The organism is Corynebacterium glyciniphilum AJ 3170 (genome assembly GCF_000626675.1).
Classification (GTDB): domain Bacteria; phylum Actinomycetota; class Actinomycetes; order Mycobacteriales; family Mycobacteriaceae; genus Corynebacterium; species Corynebacterium glyciniphilum.
Genome location: NZ_CP006842.1, coordinates 3,100,558 through 3,120,135 on the forward strand (window position 1 = coordinate 3,100,558; position 19,578 = coordinate 3,120,135).

The 19,578-nt window shown below is 66.9% G+C and carries 19 protein-coding genes and 1 riboswitch; of the genes, 5 read left to right on the forward strand and 14 right to left on the reverse strand.

Annotated features, from left to right (window positions below; all coding sequences use genetic code 11):
* Positions 1-47: 47 nt before the first annotated feature.
* The 7 genes from CGLY_RS14535 to CGLY_RS14565 all read right to left on the reverse strand — a co-directional run bounded on the left by CGLY_RS14535 (position 48) and on the right by CGLY_RS14565 (position 8,910).
* Positions 48-1,697 carry a type III secretion system chaperone family protein gene (locus CGLY_RS14535; protein WP_038553372.1) on the reverse strand — a complete coding sequence of 550 codons (1,650 nt, stop codon included), beginning with the start codon at positions 1,695-1,697 and terminating at the stop codon, positions 48-50.
* Between the two features lie 92 nt (positions 1,698-1,789).
* The gene (gcvH, locus tag CGLY_RS14540; RefSeq protein ID WP_038550324.1) at positions 1,790-2,182 is read right to left on the reverse strand and encodes a glycine cleavage system protein GcvH; all 393 of its coding nucleotides are present in this window, start codon (positions 2,180-2,182) and stop codon (positions 1,790-1,792) included.
* Between the two features lie 59 nt (positions 2,183-2,241).
* The gene (gene gcvT / locus CGLY_RS14545; RefSeq protein WP_038550326.1) at positions 2,242-3,426 is read right to left on the reverse strand and encodes a glycine cleavage system aminomethyltransferase GcvT; all 1,185 of its coding nucleotides are present in this window, start codon (positions 3,424-3,426) and stop codon (positions 2,242-2,244) included.
* Positions 3,426-6,341, reverse strand: a complete 2,916-nt coding sequence (gene gcvP / locus CGLY_RS14550; RefSeq protein ID WP_038550327.1) for an aminomethyl-transferring glycine dehydrogenase — start codon at positions 6,339-6,341, stop codon at positions 3,426-3,428. Before gcvP ends, gcvT begins: the two co-directional genes overlap by 1 nt.
* Before the next feature lie 50 nt (positions 6,342-6,391).
* Positions 6,392-6,484: riboswitch (glycine riboswitch) on the reverse strand.
* Positions 6,485-6,821: 337 nt separating this feature from the next.
* The gene (locus CGLY_RS14555; protein ID WP_038550329.1) at positions 6,822-7,724 is read right to left on the reverse strand and encodes a hypothetical protein; all 903 of its coding nucleotides are present in this window, start codon (positions 7,722-7,724) and stop codon (positions 6,822-6,824) included.
* On the reverse strand, positions 7,721-8,344 hold the full coding sequence (locus CGLY_RS14560) for an ABC transporter ATP-binding protein (RefSeq protein WP_081803954.1): 624 nt from the start codon (positions 8,342-8,344) through the stop codon (positions 7,721-7,723). The genes CGLY_RS14555 and CGLY_RS14560 overlap by 4 nt, the downstream gene beginning before the upstream one ends.
* 11 nt (positions 8,345-8,355) lie before the next feature.
* On the reverse strand, positions 8,356-8,910 hold the full coding sequence (locus tag CGLY_RS14565; protein ID WP_038550331.1) for a DUF6886 family protein: 555 nt from the start codon (positions 8,908-8,910) through the stop codon (positions 8,356-8,358).
* An 86-nt stretch (positions 8,911-8,996) separates the two neighbouring features.
* Between CGLY_RS14565 and CGLY_RS14570 the strand changes: the two genes are divergently transcribed.
* From CGLY_RS14570 to CGLY_RS14580, 3 genes are all read left to right on the forward strand, one after another.
* A complete protein-coding gene (locus tag CGLY_RS14570) occupies positions 8,997-9,596 on the forward strand; it encodes a TetR/AcrR family transcriptional regulator (protein ID WP_038550332.1) in 600 nt (199 codons plus the stop codon).
* Positions 9,593-10,774: an MFS transporter gene (locus CGLY_RS14575; RefSeq protein WP_038550333.1), complete on the forward strand. Its 1,182-nt coding sequence runs from the start codon at positions 9,593-9,595 to the stop codon at positions 10,772-10,774. The genes CGLY_RS14570 and CGLY_RS14575 overlap by 4 nt, the downstream gene beginning before the upstream one ends.
* 110 nt (positions 10,775-10,884) lie before the next feature.
* Complete coding sequence (locus CGLY_RS14580; RefSeq protein WP_038550335.1) at positions 10,885-11,757, forward strand: SDR family oxidoreductase; 873 nt, start codon at positions 10,885-10,887, stop codon at positions 11,755-11,757.
* 18 nt (positions 11,758-11,775) lie between these two features.
* Here the strand turns inward: CGLY_RS14580 and CGLY_RS14585 are convergent, their stop codons facing one another.
* The 7 genes from CGLY_RS14585 to CGLY_RS14615 all read right to left on the reverse strand — a co-directional run bounded on the left by CGLY_RS14585 (position 11,776) and on the right by CGLY_RS14615 (position 17,466).
* Positions 11,776-12,168, reverse strand: a complete 393-nt coding sequence (locus CGLY_RS14585) for a hypothetical protein (protein ID WP_052540306.1) — start codon at positions 12,166-12,168, stop codon at positions 11,776-11,778.
* A 25-nt stretch (positions 12,169-12,193) separates the two neighbouring features.
* Entirely contained in the window at positions 12,194-12,778 is a 585-nt protein-coding gene (locus CGLY_RS14590; protein WP_081803955.1) for a PTS sugar transporter subunit IIA, read from the reverse strand.
* A 103-nt stretch (positions 12,779-12,881) separates the two neighbouring features.
* On the reverse strand, positions 12,882-13,766 hold the full coding sequence (locus tag CGLY_RS14595) for a sulfurtransferase (RefSeq protein ID WP_038550336.1): 885 nt from the start codon (positions 13,764-13,766) through the stop codon (positions 12,882-12,884).
* 63 nt (positions 13,767-13,829) lie between these two features.
* Positions 13,830-14,444 carry a response regulator transcription factor gene (locus CGLY_RS14600; RefSeq protein WP_038550337.1) on the reverse strand — a complete coding sequence of 205 codons (615 nt, stop codon included), beginning with the start codon at positions 14,442-14,444 and terminating at the stop codon, positions 13,830-13,832.
* Positions 14,441-15,631, reverse strand: coding sequence for a sensor histidine kinase (locus tag CGLY_RS14605; RefSeq protein ID WP_038550338.1), 1,191 nt, complete (start codon positions 15,629-15,631; stop codon positions 14,441-14,443). Before CGLY_RS14605 ends, CGLY_RS14600 begins: the two co-directional genes overlap by 4 nt.
* Positions 15,632-15,655: 24 nt before the next feature.
* The gene (locus tag CGLY_RS14610) at positions 15,656-16,501 is read right to left on the reverse strand and encodes an ABC transporter permease (protein WP_038550339.1); all 846 of its coding nucleotides are present in this window, start codon (positions 16,499-16,501) and stop codon (positions 15,656-15,658) included.
* 11 nt (positions 16,502-16,512) lie between these two features.
* Positions 16,513-17,466 carry an ABC transporter ATP-binding protein gene (locus CGLY_RS14615; protein WP_038550341.1) on the reverse strand — a complete coding sequence of 318 codons (954 nt, stop codon included), beginning with the start codon at positions 17,464-17,466 and terminating at the stop codon, positions 16,513-16,515.
* Between the two features lie 166 nt (positions 17,467-17,632).
* Between CGLY_RS14615 and CGLY_RS14620 the strand changes: the two genes are divergently transcribed.
* Together CGLY_RS14620 and CGLY_RS14625 are read left to right on the forward strand one after the other, a co-directional pair.
* Positions 17,633-18,688 (forward strand): iron-siderophore ABC transporter substrate-binding protein, encoded by a 1,056-nt coding sequence (locus tag CGLY_RS14620; protein ID WP_038550343.1) that lies wholly within the window; start codon positions 17,633-17,635, stop codon positions 18,686-18,688.
* A complete protein-coding gene (locus CGLY_RS14625) occupies positions 18,685-19,548 on the forward strand; it encodes an erythromycin esterase family protein (protein WP_038550344.1) in 864 nt (287 codons plus the stop codon). The genes CGLY_RS14620 and CGLY_RS14625 overlap by 4 nt, the downstream gene beginning before the upstream one ends.
* Positions 19,549-19,578: the final 30 nt, after the last annotated feature.

Consider the following 19,578-nt stretch of genomic DNA (forward strand, 5'->3'; position numbering starts at 1 on the left):
TTACGTGTTTCAGACTGTGGCGGGTACTGCTGTGGATCTTACGGGGTTCAGTTGTCCTCGGGATCAACGACCTCGGCGTCGACCTCCGGATAGTCGGCCTGCTCACCGGACTCGCCTGCATGACGTGCATGCCGCGCCGACGGCGCACGGTGACGCCCCCCGGACGCCGGACCCGCTGCCCCACCGATGATGTCGACCTCGGCGGAGGTGGTGCCGGCTGAGTCCTCATCATCACCGAAGATGGTGGAACGCTGGTCGGCCGCACGGATCACCCGTGGGCCGCCCCCCGAGGCCGTCCGACTGTGCTCCGGATCTTCCCCGACGGCCGGAATCGGATCCGCATCGACGGCCTCCTCATCCTCCTCATCGGGGAAACCCGAAATGTCGCCCATCGTCTGACTTTCCGAGCGGGTCGGGAAATCGACCGGCGTGGTCGAACGCTCCATCCGGGGCCGGTCTACGCCCACGTCCCCGTCCGGATGGTTCTCTGCGGAGGTCTCGTCCACCCCGTCCGCCTCGTCGGGCGTGGACTCCGGTGGCGCCGTGTCCGGCACCGCGCGCAGGTGGCCCCGCTGAGCCGGCGCTTCGTCCTGCGACTCCTGCTCCTGTGCCTCCCCGGCGTGCTCCTCGACGACGGCCGCTTCCACCGTGCCGCGCACGCGCGGACGGGTCGGATCGGCGTTGGTCATGTCCAGCTCCTGCGAGGTCACCCGCGGAGGGAGCACACGGGACGCCGCCACCAGTGCACGACCCTGCACAATCACGTGGTCCCAGATCGGCGGGTCCGTGCGCCGGGCCATCTTCATCGCGACCCACGTTGTACTGAACGCGATATCCGACACCGAACCGGCCAGCGCGTGCAGGGACGCATCGACGCGACTGTCGAGCATCCGGTCGAGCGCCCGGTTGTCCGAGGAGTACCCCGTGTACGGGGGCCGGTCGCACAGTTCGGAATGTCGCATCCCCGCCGGCATCGCCGCCCCGTCGGACAGGTGCACCTGCACCGGGGAGAACACCTCACGGCGCAGCGCCACCACGGTGATCCCGTTGACCTCGGCAAGGTGGAACTGGTGGCCGCCGGTGAACCCGGAGACCAGGTCACGGGCCACGGTGGTGGCCGACCCTGCGGCGGCATCAGCCCTGATCAGCGTCATCAGGCTGTCCGGCCACTCCCCCGGCAGGTAGCGGTCCTCCTTGGCGTACTCGTAGCCGTGGGACTGCGCCCACTGCCGGCGTGCACGCCGCCCGGCAAACAGGCCGTTGGAGGACGTCTCGGACGCCGGTGACGCGGTGTCGTCTGCCTCGTCAACCCCGCTGGCCACGTCCTGACGGGACGCCGGGATCGGTTCCCCGACCGGCGCCGCACCCGGCGCAGGATCAGCGGGGACGTCCGCCTCCGTGACCACGTTCTCCAGCTCAGGTGCGGGCTCGGGGTCGGACACAGAGTCGGGTGCGGGCCGGGGTTCTTGCTGAGATTCTGGCTCAGGCGCGGGAGCTGACTCTGTGAGCTGGCCTGCAGGCGGGACCGCGCGCTGGTCCGTGAGTCCGCCCGACGTGGGGTCGTCTTCCACCTCCGCGGAAGCAGGGACCTGACGTGACTGCCGTGCCGACGGCTGTTTCGACGCACGCCAGAACAGGCCCGCGGCGGAAACCAGCAGCGCGAGCCCGAGCAGAAGAGCAACAACAGCGACAGACATCATGCCAAGCATAAACGAGGCAGCCACGACGGACGATCTCGGACAGCGTCCGACACGGCCCGAGGCAGCGCGGAGCCCCCGGCAGCCGGGAACTACTGGTTGGCCGCGGCGTACGCCTCGTGGTCGAGCAGGTCGCCGTCCGCGGGGGCAGCGGACACCGCCACCTCGTAGAGCCAGCCTTCGCCGTAGGGGTCGTCGTTGATCACACCGGCGTTGTCTTCCAGGTCCTCGTTCACCGCGGTGATCTCACCGGACACCGGGGCGTAGATGTCGGAGACGGACTTGGTGGACTCGACCTCGCCGTAGGGCTCCCCGGCCTCGATCTCGGTGCCGACCTCGGGCAGCTCGACGAAAACGATCTCGCCCAGAGCCTCGGCCGCGACGTGGGTGATGCCGACGCGGACGGTGTCGCCCTCGGAGACGTCGGTGGAGTTCACCCACTCATGCTCCTCGGAGTACAGGCGGTCGGTGGGCAGTGCAGTCATGGTTTTCTCCTCAGGGTCGTAGAACAGGGGCCGAACAGGACCTGCAGTCAGGGTGGATGTTACTTCTCGCGCGAGTAGAACGGCAGCGCAACGACGGTGTAGGGGTGGGCCTTCCCCCGGATGTCGACGGTCACCGTCGACCCCACGGCCGCGGCCCCTCCCTCGGCGGCGGCGTCGGCGGACACGTAGCCCATCGCCACCGGGTAGCCCAACGTCGGCGACAGGGCGCCGGAGGTGACCGCGCCGAGGCGGTTGCCGTCGCCGTCCTGAATCTCGTAGCCGCCGCGCGCGGCGCGACGTCCCTCGCCGACCAGACCGATGAGGGTCTGCGTGGTGCCTTCCTCCTTGGCGCGGACGATGGCGTCGCGCCCGACGAACTCCTCCTTGGACTTCGTCGCCGCGAGGATCCCCAACCCGGCGTCCACCGGGGTGAGCTCCAGGCTCAGCTCATTGCCGTAGAGGGGCATGCCGGCCTCCAGACGCAGCGTGTCGCGGGCGGCCAGCCCGCAGGGGCGGACCCCGTGGGGCTCACCGGCGGCCAGGGCCGCGTCCCACACGGCGGTCGCCTGTGCGCCGTCGGCCCCGTTCTCGACGAAGATCTCGAAGCCGTCCTCGCCGGTGTACCCGGTGCGGGCGATGATCGCCGGGACGCCGGCGACGGTGCCCTGGAAGGCGGCGTAGTAGCCGAGGCCGGCGACCGCGGTCTCCACGGTGTTGTCGGCACTCGATGCTCCCGACGCCTCAGGGGCATCGGTGACCGCCTCGACGATCTCCAGCATCACCGCGGCGGCCTGCGGGCCCTGCACGGCGATCAGCGAGATGTCGTCAGTCTGGTCGGTGAGCTGCACGTCGAAGCCCTCCGCCCGCTCACGCAGAGCCTCGGCGACGGCGGGGGCGTTGCCGGCGTTGGGGATCACCAGGTACTCGTTGTCTGCCAGAACGTAGGTGATCAGGTCGTCGATGATGCCGCCGTCGGCGGTGCAGATCATGGAGTACTTCGCCTTGCCGACCTTCACCGCAGACAGCCGGGAGATCAGCGCGTGGTCGAGGAAAGCGGCGGCGTCCGACCCGGTGACCCGGACCTCGCCCATGTGCGACAGGTCGAAGACGCCGACAGCCTCGCGGACCGCGCGGTGCTCCTCAAGCTCCTTGTCGTACTTCAGGGGCATGTCCCAGCCGCCGAAGTCGGTGAACTTCGCGCCGAGCTTCTCATGGACCGGGTGCAGTGCGGTGTGCTTGGTCATCAGTTCTCACTCTCGATGTCAGCTTCGATGTCGAAGTTCTCCAGCGGCGGGCAGGAGCACATCAGGTTGCGGTCGCCGTAGGCGTCGTCGATACGACGCACAGCGGGGAAGTACTTGTCGCGGCGCAGTGTGCGCACCGGGAACGCCGCCTTCTCGCGGGAGAAGTGACCGTGCGAGACAGCGTCCTCGAAGTCGTCGCGGATGACGGACTCGGCGGTGAACGGAGCATGGCGCAGGACGGAGTCCTCGACGGCGACATCCCCGGCGATGACCTCGTCGATCTCCGCACGGATGGTGCGAAGGGCGGTGATGAACCGGTCCAGCTCGTGCTTGTCCTCGGACTCCGTCGGCTCGACCATCAGCGTGCCCGCGACCGGGAAAGCCAGCGTGGGGGCGTGGAAGCCGAAGTCCATCAGACGTTTCGTCACGTCGGCGGCGGTCACGCCGGACTGCTTGGTCAGGTCGCGCAGGTCCAGGATGCACTCATGGGCGACCAGGCCGTTCTCGCCGGTGTACAGGGTGGGGAAACTGTCGGCGAGCTGGCGGGAGATGTAGTTCGCGTTCACCAGCGCCATCCGGGAGGCCTCGGTGAGGCCCTCGTCGCCCATCATCGCGATGTACGTCCAGGAGATCGGCAGCACGCCGGCCGACCCCTGGTTCGCGGCAGACACCGGACGTCCCTCCTGGGCATCCGGCTCCACGGTGACGTCGGCCCACGGGTCGGAGGGGAGGAACGGGATGAGGTGCTCGCCCACGCACACCGGGCCGACGCCCGGGCCGCCACCGCCGTGCGGGATGGTGAAGGTCTTGTGCAGGTTCAGGTGGCTGACGTCGCCGCCGAACTCGCCGGGCTGCGCCAGGCCGACCAGGGCGTTGAGGTTCGCACCGTCGATGTAGACCTGCCCGCCGGTGGCATGCACCTTCGAGCACACCTCGCGGACATGTTCCTCGAAGACGCCGTGGGTGGAGGGGTAGGTGATCATGATGCCGGCGATCTGCTCGCCGTACTTCTCGATCTTCGCGTCGAGGTCGTCCAGGTCGACCGACCCGTCCTCGGCATTCTTCACGCCGACGACCTTCAGACCGGCCAGGGCGGCGGACGCGGCGTTCGTGCCGTGCGCGGACGCCGGGATCAGGACGAGGGTGCGCTGGTCATCGCCGTTGGCGACGTGGAAGCGGCGGATCGCCAGCAGGCCGGCGAGCTCGCCCTGCGACCCCGCGTTGGGCTGGACGGACACGGCGGCGTAGCCGGTGATCTTCGCCAGCCGGCCCTCCAGGTCGTCAATGAGCTCCCACCAGCCGGTGGCCTGGTCTTCCGGGACCATCGGGTGGATGCCGGCGAACTCCGGCCAGGTGATCGGCTCCATCGACACCGCGGCGTTGAGCTTCATGGTGCAGGAGCCCAGCGGAATCATCGTGCGGTCCAGCGCCAGGTCCCGGTCCGCCAGACGACGCATGTAGCGCATCATCTGCGTCTCCGAGGACACCGAGTGGAACACCGGGTGAGTGAGGATGTCGTCGGTGCGCAGCAGGTCGGACAGCGGGCCGTCCTGCGCGGTGAACTCCGTGGTCGTCACCGAGCTGGCGACGTTACCGATGACCTGCAGCAGTTCGGCGATGTCGCCGTCCGTGGTCGACTCGCCGACAGAGACGCCGACGTGGGTGTCGTCGACGTGCCGCAGGTTGAAACCCTTGTCACAGGCCGCGGCGACGGTGGCCGCAGCGTCCTGCACCTGCACGGTGACCGTGTCGAAGAACCGGTCGTGTGCCAGGGTCAGCCCCGCCTCGGACAGGCCGACGGCCAGGGCGGTCGCCCGGCCGTGCACCGCCGTGGCGATCTCGCGCAGTCCCTGCGGTCCGTGCCAGACGGCGTAGAAGCTGGCGACCACGGCCAGCAGCGCCTGGGCGGTACAGATGTTCGAGGTCGCCTTGTCACGGCGGATGTGCTGTTCACGGGTCTGCAGCGACAGGCGGTAGGCCGGAGTGCCCTCCGCATCCACCGACACACCCACGATGCGCCCCGGGAGTTTGCGCTGCATGTTCTCGCGGCAGGCCAGGAACGCCGCGTGCGGGCCACCGAAGAACAACGGCACACCGAAACGCTGCGCCGAGCCCACCGCAATGTCCGCGCCCAGTTCGCCGGGCGAGGTGACCAGCACCTGCGCCAGCAGGTCGCAGGCGACCGTGACCAGGCCGTCCTGCTCATGGACCGCGGCGATGACCTCGCCGAGGTCATCGCGCAGCCCACCGGTGGTGCCCGGGTTCGAGACGACGACGCCGATGAGGGCGTCCTCGCGGGCGGCGACGGTCTCCGCCGTGATGTCGACGATCTCCACCGGGATATCCACCGCAGCGGCGCGGGCACGGGTGATGTTGATGCTGGAGGCGTGCAGGGCGGCGTCCAGCAGGACGACACCACCCTTCTTCGCCGCCTTGGTGTTCAACCGCGCCATCATCTGCACGGCCTCGGCGACGGCGGTGGCTTCGTCCAGGAGAGAGGCGCCGGCGATCGGCAGACCGGTGAGGTCCTCCACCATCGTCTGGAAGTTCAGCAGGGCCTCGAGCCGACCCTGGGAGATCTCCGGCTGGTACGGGGTGTAGGCGGTGTACCAGCCCGGGTTCTCGACCACGTTGCGGCGGATGACCGCCGGAGTGACGGTGTCGTAATAGCCGGCACCGATGAGCTGCTTCTTCACCGTGTTCTTCGCAGCGAAACCACGCAGAGTGGCCAGCGCCTCGGTCTCGTCCAGCGCGGGAGCGAGACCGATCGGACCCTGCTGGGCGATGCTGGCGGGCAGGGCTGCGGCAGCGAGTTCCTGCGAACTGCCGTAACCGAGGGTGGTGAGGATGTCCGAGGTGGCGTCGGCGTCAGGGCCGATGTGACGGTTCGGGAATGCGTCGTGGGGCGTTGCCATGTGTCAGGGGGTCTCTTCCTGTGTGCTGTCGTGCGGACACGGGTGTACTCCCTCCCCACTCTGTCGATGGTGCCTGAGAGCTTTTTCTCCTTCGGCGGCCGAGTCACGGACGACGGTGACCGGCTCTTTCCAGAGCTGCCTCGCCACAATGGTGCTGGTGCCTGAGAGTGTCGACGGGGAGGTGTTGCTCCTACGGCGGCCGGCGCTGGGCCTGGCCTCTCCCACAGTGGCTGCGAACGGCGGATTCAGTTGTGGATGATGCGTCGATCGGGGTCAGTATAACCGGAGAAGTGATGTGTCACACCTGGATCGACGGATTGCGGGCCCCTTGTCGCTCCCCCTGCTCCCCCTCCGTGGCGTTGGGAGCCTGGCATCGGATCTTTACGTCGACCCCTGGGGTCGACTGATCCTGGTTCAGGTTTCAGGATCAGTCGTTCCGTGGCAGCGAGACCCGATTCCGGTAACCCACCCCAGGATCACTCACGGAACGAGACCAACCGCCAGCACCGCCGGGATCACAGCGACCCACCCGGAGAACCAGTAGCCGATCATCCCGAAAGGAATTCCGCCGAAGAGTCCGTCCTCGATGACCGCGAAATCGTCATTCGCGCGCGGACGTCCCCGCAGGATCGCGCCCGACATGATCGTCACCGCAGCGAGAAGAGCGAACACTACCGGGTAGTCCGGCACTCCCAACAACCATTGCGCGCCCACTCCCACCGCGGTGACGACGCCGAGGACTGCTCCTCGCCACGGCATCTCACCGGCCATGCCCAGGCTCGTAGCGCGCCACACCGCCGATGACAGCACCGCCCACGCGAGAAGTACCGCGATCCTCGCACCGTTGTCGAAGGCGGGCACCGCGACATAGCCGAGCAACACGGTCACCAGGAAAAGCGCTGGAATATAGGAGCGTCTGCAGACCCTGCGGATCATCAATGCCGGCAGGATGGGGCCTCGTACAGGTCGGGGGTGGATCGTGGCGTTTCGCAACCATCCGGCGGCGTAGATGTTTGCGGCCGACTCCGAGTCGAAGAGCATCGAGGAAGCGGAGAACATCGCCCGGGTCGTGCCGTTGTCCAGCGTGCGCGGAAGGCGTTGTCGCCGGATGACACCGACGATCCACCGTGTAGCGGCGACAAGAATTCCACCGATCACTGCACCAATAAACTCCGCCAGAACATAGCCGGTCAGGAGACCGAGCCCCCCGAACAATGCGACGTGGCGGACGCTGAAAGAGTCAATACCAGGGAACATCCGCTGCGGCCGGTAGTGCCATTCCCATCTGTCACGTTCAACAGCCCGCAGCGGAAGAATACGTTCGGCCACCCCGATGAGGATGGCTACCGCAAGGACGGAACAGATGACTCTGACGATGATCACAGTGCGATGACCCGATCGGCGATGTCAGCGATCTGCGGAGCATGCGTGGCGACGATCACCGCGGAGCCGTCCTCAGACCGCTCCTTCAGACGTCGACACACTTCGTCGATCCAGGCAGCGTCGAGGTGCCGTTCAGGTTCGTCCAGTGTCGTCACAGCGGCCCTCTGGGCCAACTGCAGACCCAGGTAGGCACGCTGCCTCTGCCCGCTCGACAATCGGCTGGGGAGGCTACCGAGCAGTTGGGTGATATCCCACCGCTCCACAGCCACGAGGAGCGCCTCCTCAGAACGACCGACGTGGTGCGCCATGAGAGAGACGTGCTCACCGATCGTAAGGTCCGGGAAGAAAGACGGCTCAGAAATATGGAGGACCGCTCCTGCCCCCTCTGGTGACGCAGGATCAACGGCACCGTCAGAGGTGCGCACCCGGACAGTGCCCTCAAGAGGCTCCAGCTCCCCTGCGACGGTGTCCACCAACGTAGATTTTCCGGCACCGTTGGATCCGGTTACGGCGACAATCTGTCCCGGCGACACTGTCGTATCCACCGTCCCGACGATGTCCCGGTAGCCGAAAGTGCAGGACATGGTGAGAACGGGAACATCGTGGGACATCATTACCATCCGACAGTACCTTATGGACTTCCGCTACTCCCCTCAGCCCGGACTGCATTCCCCAGCCGTATACCGCTAAAACCGAGCGTGCTAGATACCACCTCGTCCCAGAAACCGAAGAGGTCCGGAAGGCAGCGCAACTGAATCCCGGCCTGCTCATGGAGCTCCACCAGGTTCCCGACCAATTCGGGCGGCCCCAACGGGACTACGGCGGTCCGCGACACGTGCGCGTGTGGAACCGGCGTTCCGAACTCCACAAAGTCGCGCGCATCGAAGCGATAGGCGAAAAGTTGCGTGTCCAGCATCCGTGACAGCCACCGGTATTCGATGACATGGACCCGGTGTCCGCCGCCCGGACCGATAATGCGTCGCTGGTCATCTGCCGTAGCCTCGCAGGTCACCCATGCCATGGCTCGCGGACAGTCCCGCGGAAACCAGTAGTCCGGTGCACGCGCCGCGCCTACAGCCCACACCAGAGGTTCACCCAGCTGTGCGGTGGCAGCGACATGTGGCTCGAAGACTCCGATACCGGGGTCCTCACTGAAATGGAGGACCTCCCCTGGGGCAGGTCGCATGGTCAGAGCCTATCGCGGGTCAGTGCGCGTACATGCGGATAAAGTAGATTTCAACGTTTTATCACACATGTGATAAATTAGCGCCCATGCCGAAAGTAGTGGACCCCGACCAGCGCCGAACACAGATCCTGGACGCCGCCCTCCGACTCGTCGACACCCGCGGGCACGACGGACTTTCCTTCCGCAACGTCGCGACCGAGAGCGGCCTGAACATCGGCAGCATCCGGCACACCTACCCCACCCAGCATGACCTGCTGGCGGATGCCGCCGTCCACGTCGGCCGGCAGATGGACGAGCGCCTCACCCGCCACGACCTCTCCGGAGATCCCGGCACCCACACCATCAGCAGCGCCGTCGACGCCCTCTCCGAGCTTCTCCCGCTGGACGACGACAGACGACGCGAGAACGTCGTGCTCGGCGAGTTCATGCTCGCCTCCCGTACACAGGCGGTTTTCCACAAGATCACCGACGAGATGTCGCGCTCCATGGAGTCCGTGGTCTCGCAGGTACTCGCCGGGCTGAGCGTCCCCGCCGACGAACTTCCCCGACGCGCGGCGACGGTCAAGTCCCTGATGGTGGGCATGACCTTCGACGTCACCACCGGGCACGGCGACCTCCACCCTGACGGGATGCTCAGCCTCCTGATTGACACCCTCCGAGACACGACGCACGGACACCCGTCATGACGTTCCCTCTCTGGCTCCTCGCGCTTCTGTTCACCGCGCTGGTCTTCTACACCGACGACTACGTGATTGCCGGTGTCCTCCCCGACCTCGCCGCCGACCTGGGCGTGTCCGAGCCACAGGCGGGGCAGCTGGTCACCGTGTTCTCCCTGACCGTCGCCCTGTCAGCGCCCGTCGCCGCGGTGACCCTCACGCGCGTGCGGCGCAGCACCCTTTTCACCGTGACCCTGACCCTGTTCACGCTCGCGAACGTTGCCGCCGCAGCCACGTCGCAGTTCTGGATCCTCATGATCCTCCGCGTAGTCGCCGCGCTGTGTGCAGGTGCCTCGACCCCTGCCATTTTCTCCTGGACTGCCCGCCAGGCCCCGGCGGAGAAGATCGGCCGCTACATCAGCGTCGTCGCCATGGGTGTGACCGGGGCGATCGCGCTCGGCGTCCCGATCGGCACCACCGTCGCACAGCTCTGGTCCTGGCGGGGCAGTTTCCTCGTACTGGCCGTCAGCGCCTTGGTGGCGCTGGTCGCCATCCGAAAGACCATGGTCACCGACGTACAGGGGGATGACGAGATCCCGGTGACGCACCAGCTCCGCGCGCTCACCGCCCCACCGGTCGCGCTCACCCTCGGAGTGAATGTGGTGGCGATGTCTGGCTCAATGATGGCCTTCACCTACCTCGCACCCTTCCTCGCCGGTGCCGCGCCAGGCCACGAACTACGCGCGGTCGCCTTCGCCGTCTCCGGTGTCGGCGGCATCATCGGCGTCTGGTCAGGCGGTGTCCTGACGGACCGAATCGGCCCCCGTCCGACGATCGTGCTGGCCCTGCTTACTCTCGGCACAGGGTGCTTCGGAGCGTGGCTGCTGTGGTCCCTGGCACCGCTGGACTCCGCCATGATCATTGTGCTTGTGGCGCTGGGCGCGGTCCAGGCCCTCGGCGCGTTCGCCCTGTCGCCCGCACTGACGGCACTCCTCTCCATGACCGCCGGTGACGGGGCGGATGCCGCGATCGCTCTGAACACCTCCGGAACCTATCTCGGCGTCACGGCTGCCGGGGCGCTCGGTGGCGTGGTCCTCGCGACGCAGGACGCAGGTGCCGTGGTCGCCGTCTCCGGCGCGATAGTCTGTCTCGCTGCGGGACTGTTCGCCCTGACCGCGCGAGCCCGCCCACATCCCGCGTCCACCTGATCGTGGCTGGGCGCCATAATCCAGGCTCCGCCGACGCGGAAACCCGTTTTCGGTAACCCAAACCAGGATCTGGCTCACGGGACAACGACGAAACGGGTATCACTGGTTGCATGGCGAAAACATCCTTCCTCTCCCGTTACCGGACCCCCAAGCTCCCCGTACCCCGGCAGGGCGACACAGCACTCGTCACCGGCGCCACCTCCGGCATCGGGCAGGCCACCGCGAAGGAACTGGTGAAGCGTCAGTTCCGGGTGATCGGCACCTCCCGTAACCCCGACTCCGATGCATCCCGCGCAAACACCCCCGACGGCGTCGAGCTCATCCCGCTGGATCTCGGCGATCCGGACTCCATCTCCGCTGTCCCCGATGAACTGGAGAAACTCGGCGCCGGACCGGTGACCGTCCTGGTCAACAACGCCGGCGAGAGCCAGAACGGCCCGCTCGAGGAGCTCCCCCGCGACGCCCTCGAGCGGCTCTTCCAGGTGAATGTCATCGGGCACGTCCAGCTCACCCAGGTTCTGCTCCCGCAGATGCGCGACGCCCGGCGCGGCCGCATCGTCTTCGTCGGGTCCATGCTCGGCAGCTTCCCGCTGGCCTACCGGGGCAGCTACGGCGCATCCAAGGCCGCGATCAAGGCCTTCGCGTTCTCCGCCCGGCGCGAGGTCAGCCGGTTCGGGATCGGGGTCAGCGTGATGGAGCCCGGCGCCATCAATACCGGCCTGTCGGAGCGTCGCACCATCTACATCGATGACGGCGGCCACTACGCCGACGAGTTCCAGACGATGCTCACCCACCTCAATGACAATGAGGCCACCGGCATCTCCGCCGAGCAGGTCGCCACGGAGATCCTCAAGGCCGTCGGTGACAAGCGCCCCCGCCCGCTCTACGCCACGGGGTCGAGTTCACATCTCGCCTTCCCCGCCGCACGCCTTCTGCCCCGAGACACCATGGGCGGGATCATTGCCGCCAAGCACGGGCTGTGAGGCTACGCCAGAGACAGGTCAGGGGCGTCGCGAGTAGAACAGGTCGCGCCACGGCCGGGCGGACAACGCCACAACCGCGGCACCGACAATGCCGGTGAACATGCAGGCACTGGCGATCACGTTGACCCACAGCAGCATCCCGCTGCCCAGGACGAGTTCCAGCATCAGGACGACCGCACCGATCGTTCCCACCCAGCTCAGCCCGGTGAACACCCGGTTGACCGGATGCCGGGCCGGACCGAAGTAGCCTCGCTCGGTGAAGACGATCGCGCTGAGCATCAGCAGTATCAGCACACCGAAGTACGAGTAGAAGATCAGTTCCCCCCACTGCGGATCCACCCGGTCCCCGAGGCGGGTGACCCCCAGCAGCATCAGGAGGACGCACGCTACGGTGGTGAATCGACGGAGCATGGCACCAGCATAGGCGTTGCCGGGGTCAGAACCGGAACAACACGTCCCCCGGTTCGGACGGCTCCCCCGGCATCAGCCCCTCCTCGACGCCGCCGTCCTGCTGCATCATCACCACGGACACGATGGGGTCGAACCCCAGACGGCCGATGGACAGCGGGGCATAGGTGGTGATCCGTTCCCCGACCTGCACGCGGCGCCCCTGCTCCACGTGCAGTGAATAGCCCTGACCGTCCAACTGTGCGGTGTCGATGCCGATGTGCACCAGCACTGGAAGCCCCTCGTCGGTGAGGATGAGGAAGAGGTGCGGCATCAACCGGGTGACCACACCCTCCACCGGCGCGCAAACGGTCACGTACTCGACTCCAGGGTCCGGGACGACCGCCATCCCCGGCCCCACGGTGCCGGCGGCGAACAGCGGGTCAGGCACTGCGGAGAGCGGGGCGACCGTGCCCGGCATGGGGGTCACGACATCAAGCGTTCCCAGGCGCCGTCCGGGACCGGCCGTGCCGGTGGCGTCGGCGGTATCCGTGGTGTCCCTGGTGTCCCTGGTGTCCCTGGTCTTCGGCGCGCTCGACTTCCCTGCGTCCCCTGTGTCCCCTGTGTCCTCCATGGGGCCTCCGTATCCTGTTGCGGTGATGTGTGGCGGTGGCAAAAGGATAAACCGTCAAACACCTCCGGCGCGGCGTAACCGCATTATTTCGCCGTGAAAAGTTCTACCCCAGGGCTGCGGGACGTGAACGGTCGGACGCCCACTGCGACCATCCGCCCACATAGTGCCGCGCGACCGGCAGGCCGGCGTGCTCCATCAGCGCGATGAACAACGCGGAGCTCACCCCGGACCCGGAGTAGACAACCGTCTCCGCTGCGACGTCGTCGCCGGTGACGCCGTGCCCCGCGAGACGCTCGCGCACGATCTCCGGCGGCGGGACACGACCCTCGTCCAGAAGCTCGGAGACCGGGACCCCGATCGCCCCGGGGATGTGGCCGGCGCGGCGGTCCAACCGCTCTCGTCGTCCCTCGAAACGGTCCGCGGGGCGCGTGTCGATCAGCAACGGCGCGGCGGCACCGGTCGTCGCCGTCGCGGAGATCTCCATGACGTCCTCCAGGTTGGCCGTGGGCATCGTCGGCGCACCACCTGCCAGCACCTCGAACGTCCCGCGGCCGCGCAGACAACCGATCCCGGCGGCAATGTCACCCCCCGCGGCGAGCCAGGCAGGCGTCCCGCCGTCCAGGATCCGGACGTCCGTGACCCCGGCCCACCGCAGGATCCACCACGCGCGGGCGGCGTAGATCAGCCCACCCCGGTCATAGATACGCACCGGCAGGCCGGGCTGGATGCCCCAGTCATCGACGTAATGCTGTAGGACGTGCTTGTTCGGTAGCGGATTCCGGCCGGCTTCCGCGGACGGTGAACCGGAGAGCATGGTGCCCGGGTCACAGAAGAAGGATCCCGGAATATGCCTGGTCACGTACAGATTCCAGGCGGCATGTTCGCCCCACTCCCAGTCGGAGTCGAGGACGGTGACAGGCTCGCCACGGCTACTGGCCTCGAAGAGGTCCTTGGCGGAAATGAACGGTTCGGTCTGGCTCGGCGTCATGGCGGCCAGTTTACGAGGGAAAGCGTCCGGCCGCTGCCCGGAGCGTCCGGTACATGCCCGGGATCACAACCAGCCACGCTCGCGGGCGATGCGCCACGCCTCAAAACGCGTGGACGCTCCCGTCTTCCCCATGGCCGACGACAGGTAGTTGCGGGTTGTCCCTGCCGCCAGATGCACCGCGGCGGCGATCTGCTCCACTGACCCGCCCTGACCCGCGACCTCGAGGACCTGGCTTTCCCGCTCGGTCAACGGTGACTCCCCCACCCCGATCGCCGCCGCCGCAAGCTCCGGATCCAGATAACGACGCCCGGCGTGGACGGTCCGCACCGCCGTGGCGAACTCCCCCGCCGAGGACGTCTTCGGGACGAACCCGAGCACCCCGCCTGCCAGGGCACGTTTGAGCTGGCGCGGACGGCCATGGCTGGTGACGATGAGGACATTCACCCCGTCCGGCAGGGACTCGGCGGTCTCGATGCCGTCGATGCCGCCCATCTGCAGGTCCATGACGACCACGTCCGCCACCGGGTGGCGTTGACACCAGTCGAGCACTTCCTCCCCGGAGCCGAGCGTCGCGACGACGTCGAGGTCATCCTCCAACGACAGCAGCGTCGACAGGGAACTCGCGACCAGGGACTCGTCGTCCACCACAACGACACGGATGACGGTGTCTGCACTCATGACTGCTCCTTGAGGGTGAGGGTGACGTGGAAGAGGCTACCGTCGCGTTCGGCGATGAGTTCCGCTCCCAGCGGCTCCGCACGGCGGCGGATACCGGCCAGGCCTGACAGCCGTTCGATACCTCTGGTGACGCCGTCGTTGCTCATCCGGACGGACTCGGTGTCACCGGACGAGAACGCCAGCCGCACCCGGGTCGCCGAGGAATGGCGGACCACATTGGTGGTGCCTTCGCGGACGAGCCATGCCGCCAGTTCCCGCATCGGCGCCGAGAGTTCTGTCGGGTCACCCTCGACCTCCAGATGGACTCCGGCGCTGTCCAACAGCTGGCGGGCTCCCTCCACCTCAGTGGACAGGTTGACCGCGCGGTAACCGTCGACGACCTCATGCATCTCGGTGACCGACGTCCGGGCCAGCTCCTGCAGCTCTGCAAGTTCGCCGTCCAGTCGGTCATCGTCCCGCTTCGCCAGAGCGCGGGCCAGCTCCGCCTTGACCGACATCGCCGCCAGCCGCTGCCCGAGGGTGTCATGGAGTTCCTGGGAGAACCGCAGGCGTTCCTCGCTGACCTGCAGCGCCGACTCCGTCAGGCGGGCACGGTCCAGCTGCTTGGCGACTCCGACCGTCCAGGCGGACAGTGTCGATGTGCAGAGCAGGAACGTCCCCCAGAACATCGGCCACCACATCAGATCCGACCACATCAGCACTGCCGTCACGGTGGTCAGCACCAGGGTGACAGGCCAGCGCCACCGCAACCACGGCAATACACCCAGCGGCGCCAACGTGATGGCCACGAGCATCAGGAAGATACCGGTCAGCGCCAGCGCACCGTCTCCCAGCAGGTACATGAGTACTCCCATGCCCCACACGACGAAGCTCAGCAACGCGGCCGCCAGCAGCAGTCGCTGCGTCTGAGGCCTCGCCCGGGTGTTGAACTCCGGACGGTACTCGGTGATCACCAAGGTGACCGTCATCAACACCAGGGCCAGACCGATGACGAGCAACTGCTGTCGGCCGGAGAGCGGCACATCCGGATTGAGGTTCAGCAGGGGCAGAACGATCGCGACGACACCGATGCTGACGATCACAGAGTGCATGGACAGCCGCGTGTACAGAGCGAGCTTTGCGCCCGCACCGAGACCCCGCCACGTACGGCGGGGCCGGGTGACGGCGTCGATGAGGGTCGTGGACATGTGCTCCATTTAATCAGTGGAGAATCAGTGCCGGACGTCCCAGCGGACGTACCGCGCTCCCGCCCAGACACAGACTGCGGCCCAGAGGATGAGAATGAGCATCATCTGCCAGGTTTCCCCGATCACTTCGCCGGACGTCAACGGAGCCACGTCATTCATCCGGTCCACCGTGGTGTTGCCGGCCCACCCGTACTGGGCGAGGTCGAAGATCAGGGCGAACGGAGTCCGGGAGAGGACGTCGTCGACGCTTTCCGGATACAGCTGACGGAAGTTGCCCATGGTGGCGAACATCAGCAACATCACCGGCATGGAGGTGATCTGTGCAGCCTCCGGATTCTTGGTGAATCCGCTGGTGACCAGGGCCAGACCACTGGTCACGACGAGTCCGAGCAGGACAGCGACGATGATAGGAACCACATTGACCGGACCCGGCGCGCCGAATGCCATGAGCAGTCCGGACATTACGACGGTGAAGAGGATGGTCAGCACGGCTCCGGGGAAGGACGAAGCGCCGAGGATCTCGGTGTCCCGGGCTTCGCCGGTGCGCAGCCGTTTCAGCACGCCTTCATCACGTCGGGTCGTGACCATGGACAGCACGGTGTAGAACTGCACGAACATCAACGCGAAGAGCAGGAAGTACTCCATGGCCATCGCGCTCGCCTCGATTTTCGACTGCTCGTCGTCCCCGGAGAGAATGAAGTACATCGCCATACCGAAACCCATGGGAACAAGGGTGGCGTTGACCAGCAACGTCTTGTTTCGGAGGAACTGCAGCGTCTCGGCCCGTGCCAGGGCGATGAAACGTGTGACCGGCGAACCGCCGGTGCGGGTGGGCGTGCGGTCGGTGGTGGGGGCTGTTGCGGTACTCATGGCTGGTCCTTTCAGACGGAGGTGTCGGTGCCGGCGATCTTGCTGAAGACGCGTTCGAGGCTGGCAGGGCGGGCGGAGAAGTGGCCGAGGGAGACGTTGTTGGTGGCGGCCCAGTCCAGCAGCCTGTGGGTGTCTTCCTGCAGTCGCGAGGTCTCGATCCGCAACTGTTCGCCGTCCCTGGTGACCTGCGCCCCGGGGAAGGACGGGAAGATGTCCTGCATGCGGCCACCACTTCCGGCGGCTCCGGACTGTGGCAGGGTGAAGCTGATCTCGGCGCCTTCGGTCGCGGCGAGCTCGTCCAGCCGTCCTTCCACGGCGATGACGCCGTTGTTCATGATGGCGATCCGGTCGGCGAGCCGCTCCGCCTCCTCCAGGTAGTGGGTCGTGAGGATCATCGTCACGCCACGGTTCTTCAGCGTGGCGAGCAGCTCCCACGTCCGACTGCGGGACTCCGGGTCGAGGCCGGTGGTCGGCTCGTCGAGGATGATGATGCTGGGATCGTTGAGCAGGGCACAGGCGAGGTCGAGCCGACGCTGCTCACCGCCGGAGAGCGAGCCGACGCGGACGTCGGTGCGGTGGTTGAGGTCAACTTCGCCGAGGACGTCGTCGACGGGCAGCGGGGTGGAGCACGTGCCGGCCCACATGCGCATCGTCTCGGAAACGGTGAGCTCCTTGGGCAGGCCGCCGGACTGCAGCATGATGCCAAGTTCGGGACGGATCTGCGCGCGGGCGGCGACCGGGTCCTTGTCCAGGACGCGGACGGTGCCGTTCGTCGGGGCGGCAAGGCCCTCGACGATTTCGAGGGTGGAGGTCTTCCCGGCGCCGTTGGTGCCGAGTAGTCCGTAGACCTCACCCGGCCGCACGTCGAAGGAGACACCCTTGACGGCGGTGTAGGCGTCCTTCTTCTTTTTCGACTGGTAGGTCCGTGTCAGGTCCTGAACGCTGATGGCTGGTGTCGTGGTCATGACATCGATCCTGCCGGGAGAACAACGCAGCAGGTAGAGGCGTTTGTCATGAGCTGCACCGCGGATGTCACGTGGTTTTCATGACAGATGTCACCACTGAGCACCTCAAAACAATAGTTTAGGCTATCCTTTTAAGAATTCCATCCGTTCATCACCGAGGATCCCCATGACCATCACCCTGCCCGCACCCGTACGCCGTCTCTCGGCAGTTGTCTGCGCCAGCGCCCTCGCCGTCTCACTCGCCTCCTGTTCCAGTGACTCCGGCGACTCCGACGACTCACGTACATCCGGCGACTCCGGCGCCAGCTCGTCGTCCTTCCCCGTCACCATCGACTCCGCCCTCGGCTCCACGACGATCGATGAAGAACCCGAACGCGTGGTCACCATCGGCTGGGGCAGCCAGGACGTCGCCCTCGCTCTCGGCGTCACACCCGTGGGTATGCCGGACATGAGCAGCGACACCACGGACGGCACCGGCATCCTGCCCTGGGACCGCGAACACATCGACAGTAATGACAGCAGCACTGGCCCCGAACTGCTCGACGCCACATCGGACGACCTCCCCTACGAAGACATCCTCAATCTCGAGCCGGACGTGATCCTCGCCGTCAACTCCGGGGTCACCGACGACCAGTACTCGCGACTCAGCGACATCGCGCCCACCGTCGCCTACCCCGGCGAGGCATGGCAGACCAGCTGGGAGGATCAGACCACCATCGTCGGCGAGGCACTCGGCTGCAGTGACCAGGCCGAGAAGCTTGTCGAGGACACCCACCAGCTCATCGCCGACGCCAAGGCGGAGCACCCCGAGTTCGAGGGGAAGACCATCGCCTTCGCCTCCGGCACCACTAACGAAGGTCTCAACACCTACCTCGCCACCGACTCACGGATCAGTCTGCTGGAACAGCTCGGCTTCACCGTCGCCCCCAGCGTCCCGAGCACCGGAGACTCCTTCGCCGTGCAGGTCAGCAAGGAGAACTGGGCGTCGATAGACTCCGACGTCCTGGTCTCCTGGTACCTCAGCGAGGATATCCGGGAATCGCTGGAGTCCGACCCCGGGTTCGCCCGCATCCCCGCCGTGGAACGTGGCGGCTATGTGCCGTTGACCGACCCACCGATGGTGTACGCCACCAGTGCAATCTCGGTCCTGAGCCTGCCGTGGATGCTCGACAACTACCTGCCGCTGCTGCAGTCCGCAGCCGAGGGTGAGTCCCCGCTGTGACTGACGGGAGCCTCCTTCCCGTCCTGGACCCCGCCAGCATCCCCGCCCTCGAGACCCTCGTCGCCGATGCACGCGTCGTCGGCTGGGCCGAAGGCCTACACAACTGCGCCGAGTACCTGTCAGCCCGCAACGCCGTGATCATCCACGGTGTGCGCTCAGGCTGGTTTCAGCTGATCGCGGCAGAAACCAATGTCGACGCGGCCCAGTCAGTCGACCGCTACCTCGCCGGTCACGGGCCTGACGATCCCCCGGACGATGTGGTCACCGCGATGTGGTCCTGGTTCCGGACCCCGCTGGCGCACAATGCCGCGCTGCTGCGGTGGCTTCGCGGACACAACGCCGGCGTCCCGTCCTCACGGCGGGTGACCTTCGGCGGGCTGGACGTCTTCGGCGACGGGGACAGCGGCGGCGCCCACCGGGACCTCGCCGTCCGTGACCGGGCCCAGTTCGACAACCTCCGCCAGCTCGCGGCCTGCCATCCGGGCGAGCGGATCCTGCTGTTCGAGCAGACCGAACACCTCGACCCCACGCTCGACGGCTCCCTCGGTGCGCACCTCGCCCGGGAAGAACTCGGCACCTACCGAGTCGCCGGCGCACTGTGGACTCCCGGTGACCCGCGGGCCCGCTACCCCCTCGGGGCATACAGGCCACTCGCCGAGGCCGCTGTTCGCGCGGGTACCAGTTCCACGCCCGTCGTCGACGGCATCACCCTGTTTCCTGGCGCCTGTGCAGGCCCATTCGACCTGCTCCTCATGTCGGACGTCCTGCACGATGCGCCGACACAGGCACCGCTCGGCCACACCCGAAAGTGTTGTACCCGCGCGCACTCCCATATGCGCGAAGACCCACGGTTCCCGTAGCCTTGCCCGGCGCACCTGCCCATCCTGCGA

Coding starts and splice junctions, on each gene's coding strand:
- CGLY_RS14610 (WP_038550339.1), bottom strand. CDS start 16,501: ATGAGTACCGCAACAGCCCCCACCACCGACCGCACGCCCACCCGCACC.
- CGLY_RS14600 (WP_038550337.1), bottom strand. CDS start 14,444: ATGAGTGCAGACACCGTCATCCGTGTCGTTGTGGTGGACGACGAGTCC.
- CGLY_RS14565 (WP_038550331.1), bottom strand. CDS start 8,910: ATGCGACCTGCCCCAGGGGAGGTCCTCCATTTCAGTGAGGACCCCGGT.
- CGLY_RS14535 (WP_038553372.1), bottom strand. CDS start 1,697: ATGTCTGTCGCTGTTGTTGCTCTTCTGCTCGGGCTCGCGCTGCTGGTT.
- CGLY_RS14575 (WP_038550333.1), top strand. CDS start 9,593: ATGACGTTCCCTCTCTGGCTCCTCGCGCTTCTGTTCACCGCGCTGGTC.
- CGLY_RS14585 (WP_052540306.1), bottom strand. CDS start 12,168: ATGCTCCGTCGATTCACCACCGTAGCGTGCGTCCTCCTGATGCTGCTG.
- CGLY_RS14580 (WP_038550335.1), top strand. CDS start 10,885: ATGGCGAAAACATCCTTCCTCTCCCGTTACCGGACCCCCAAGCTCCCC.
- CGLY_RS14595 (WP_038550336.1), bottom strand. CDS start 13,766: ATGACGCCGAGCCAGACCGAACCGTTCATTTCCGCCAAGGACCTCTTC.
- CGLY_RS14560 (WP_081803954.1), bottom strand. CDS start 8,344: ATGGTAATGATGTCCCACGATGTTCCCGTTCTCACCATGTCCTGCACT.
- gcvH (WP_038550324.1), bottom strand. CDS start 2,182: ATGACTGCACTGCCCACCGACCGCCTGTACTCCGAGGAGCATGAGTGG.
- CGLY_RS14620 (WP_038550343.1), top strand. CDS start 17,633: ATGACCATCACCCTGCCCGCACCCGTACGCCGTCTCTCGGCAGTTGTC.
- gcvT (WP_038550326.1), bottom strand. CDS start 3,426: ATGACCAAGCACACCGCACTGCACCCGGTCCATGAGAAGCTCGGCGCG.
- gcvP (WP_038550327.1), bottom strand. CDS start 6,341: ATGGCAACGCCCCACGACGCATTCCCGAACCGTCACATCGGCCCTGAC.
- CGLY_RS14570 (WP_038550332.1), top strand. CDS start 8,997: ATGCCGAAAGTAGTGGACCCCGACCAGCGCCGAACACAGATCCTGGAC.
- CGLY_RS14615 (WP_038550341.1), bottom strand. CDS start 17,466: ATGACCACGACACCAGCCATCAGCGTTCAGGACCTGACACGGACCTAC.
- CGLY_RS14605 (WP_038550338.1), bottom strand. CDS start 15,631: ATGTCCACGACCCTCATCGACGCCGTCACCCGGCCCCGCCGTACGTGG.
- CGLY_RS14590 (WP_081803955.1), bottom strand. CDS start 12,778: ATGGAGGACACAGGGGACACAGGGGACGCAGGGAAGTCGAGCGCGCCG.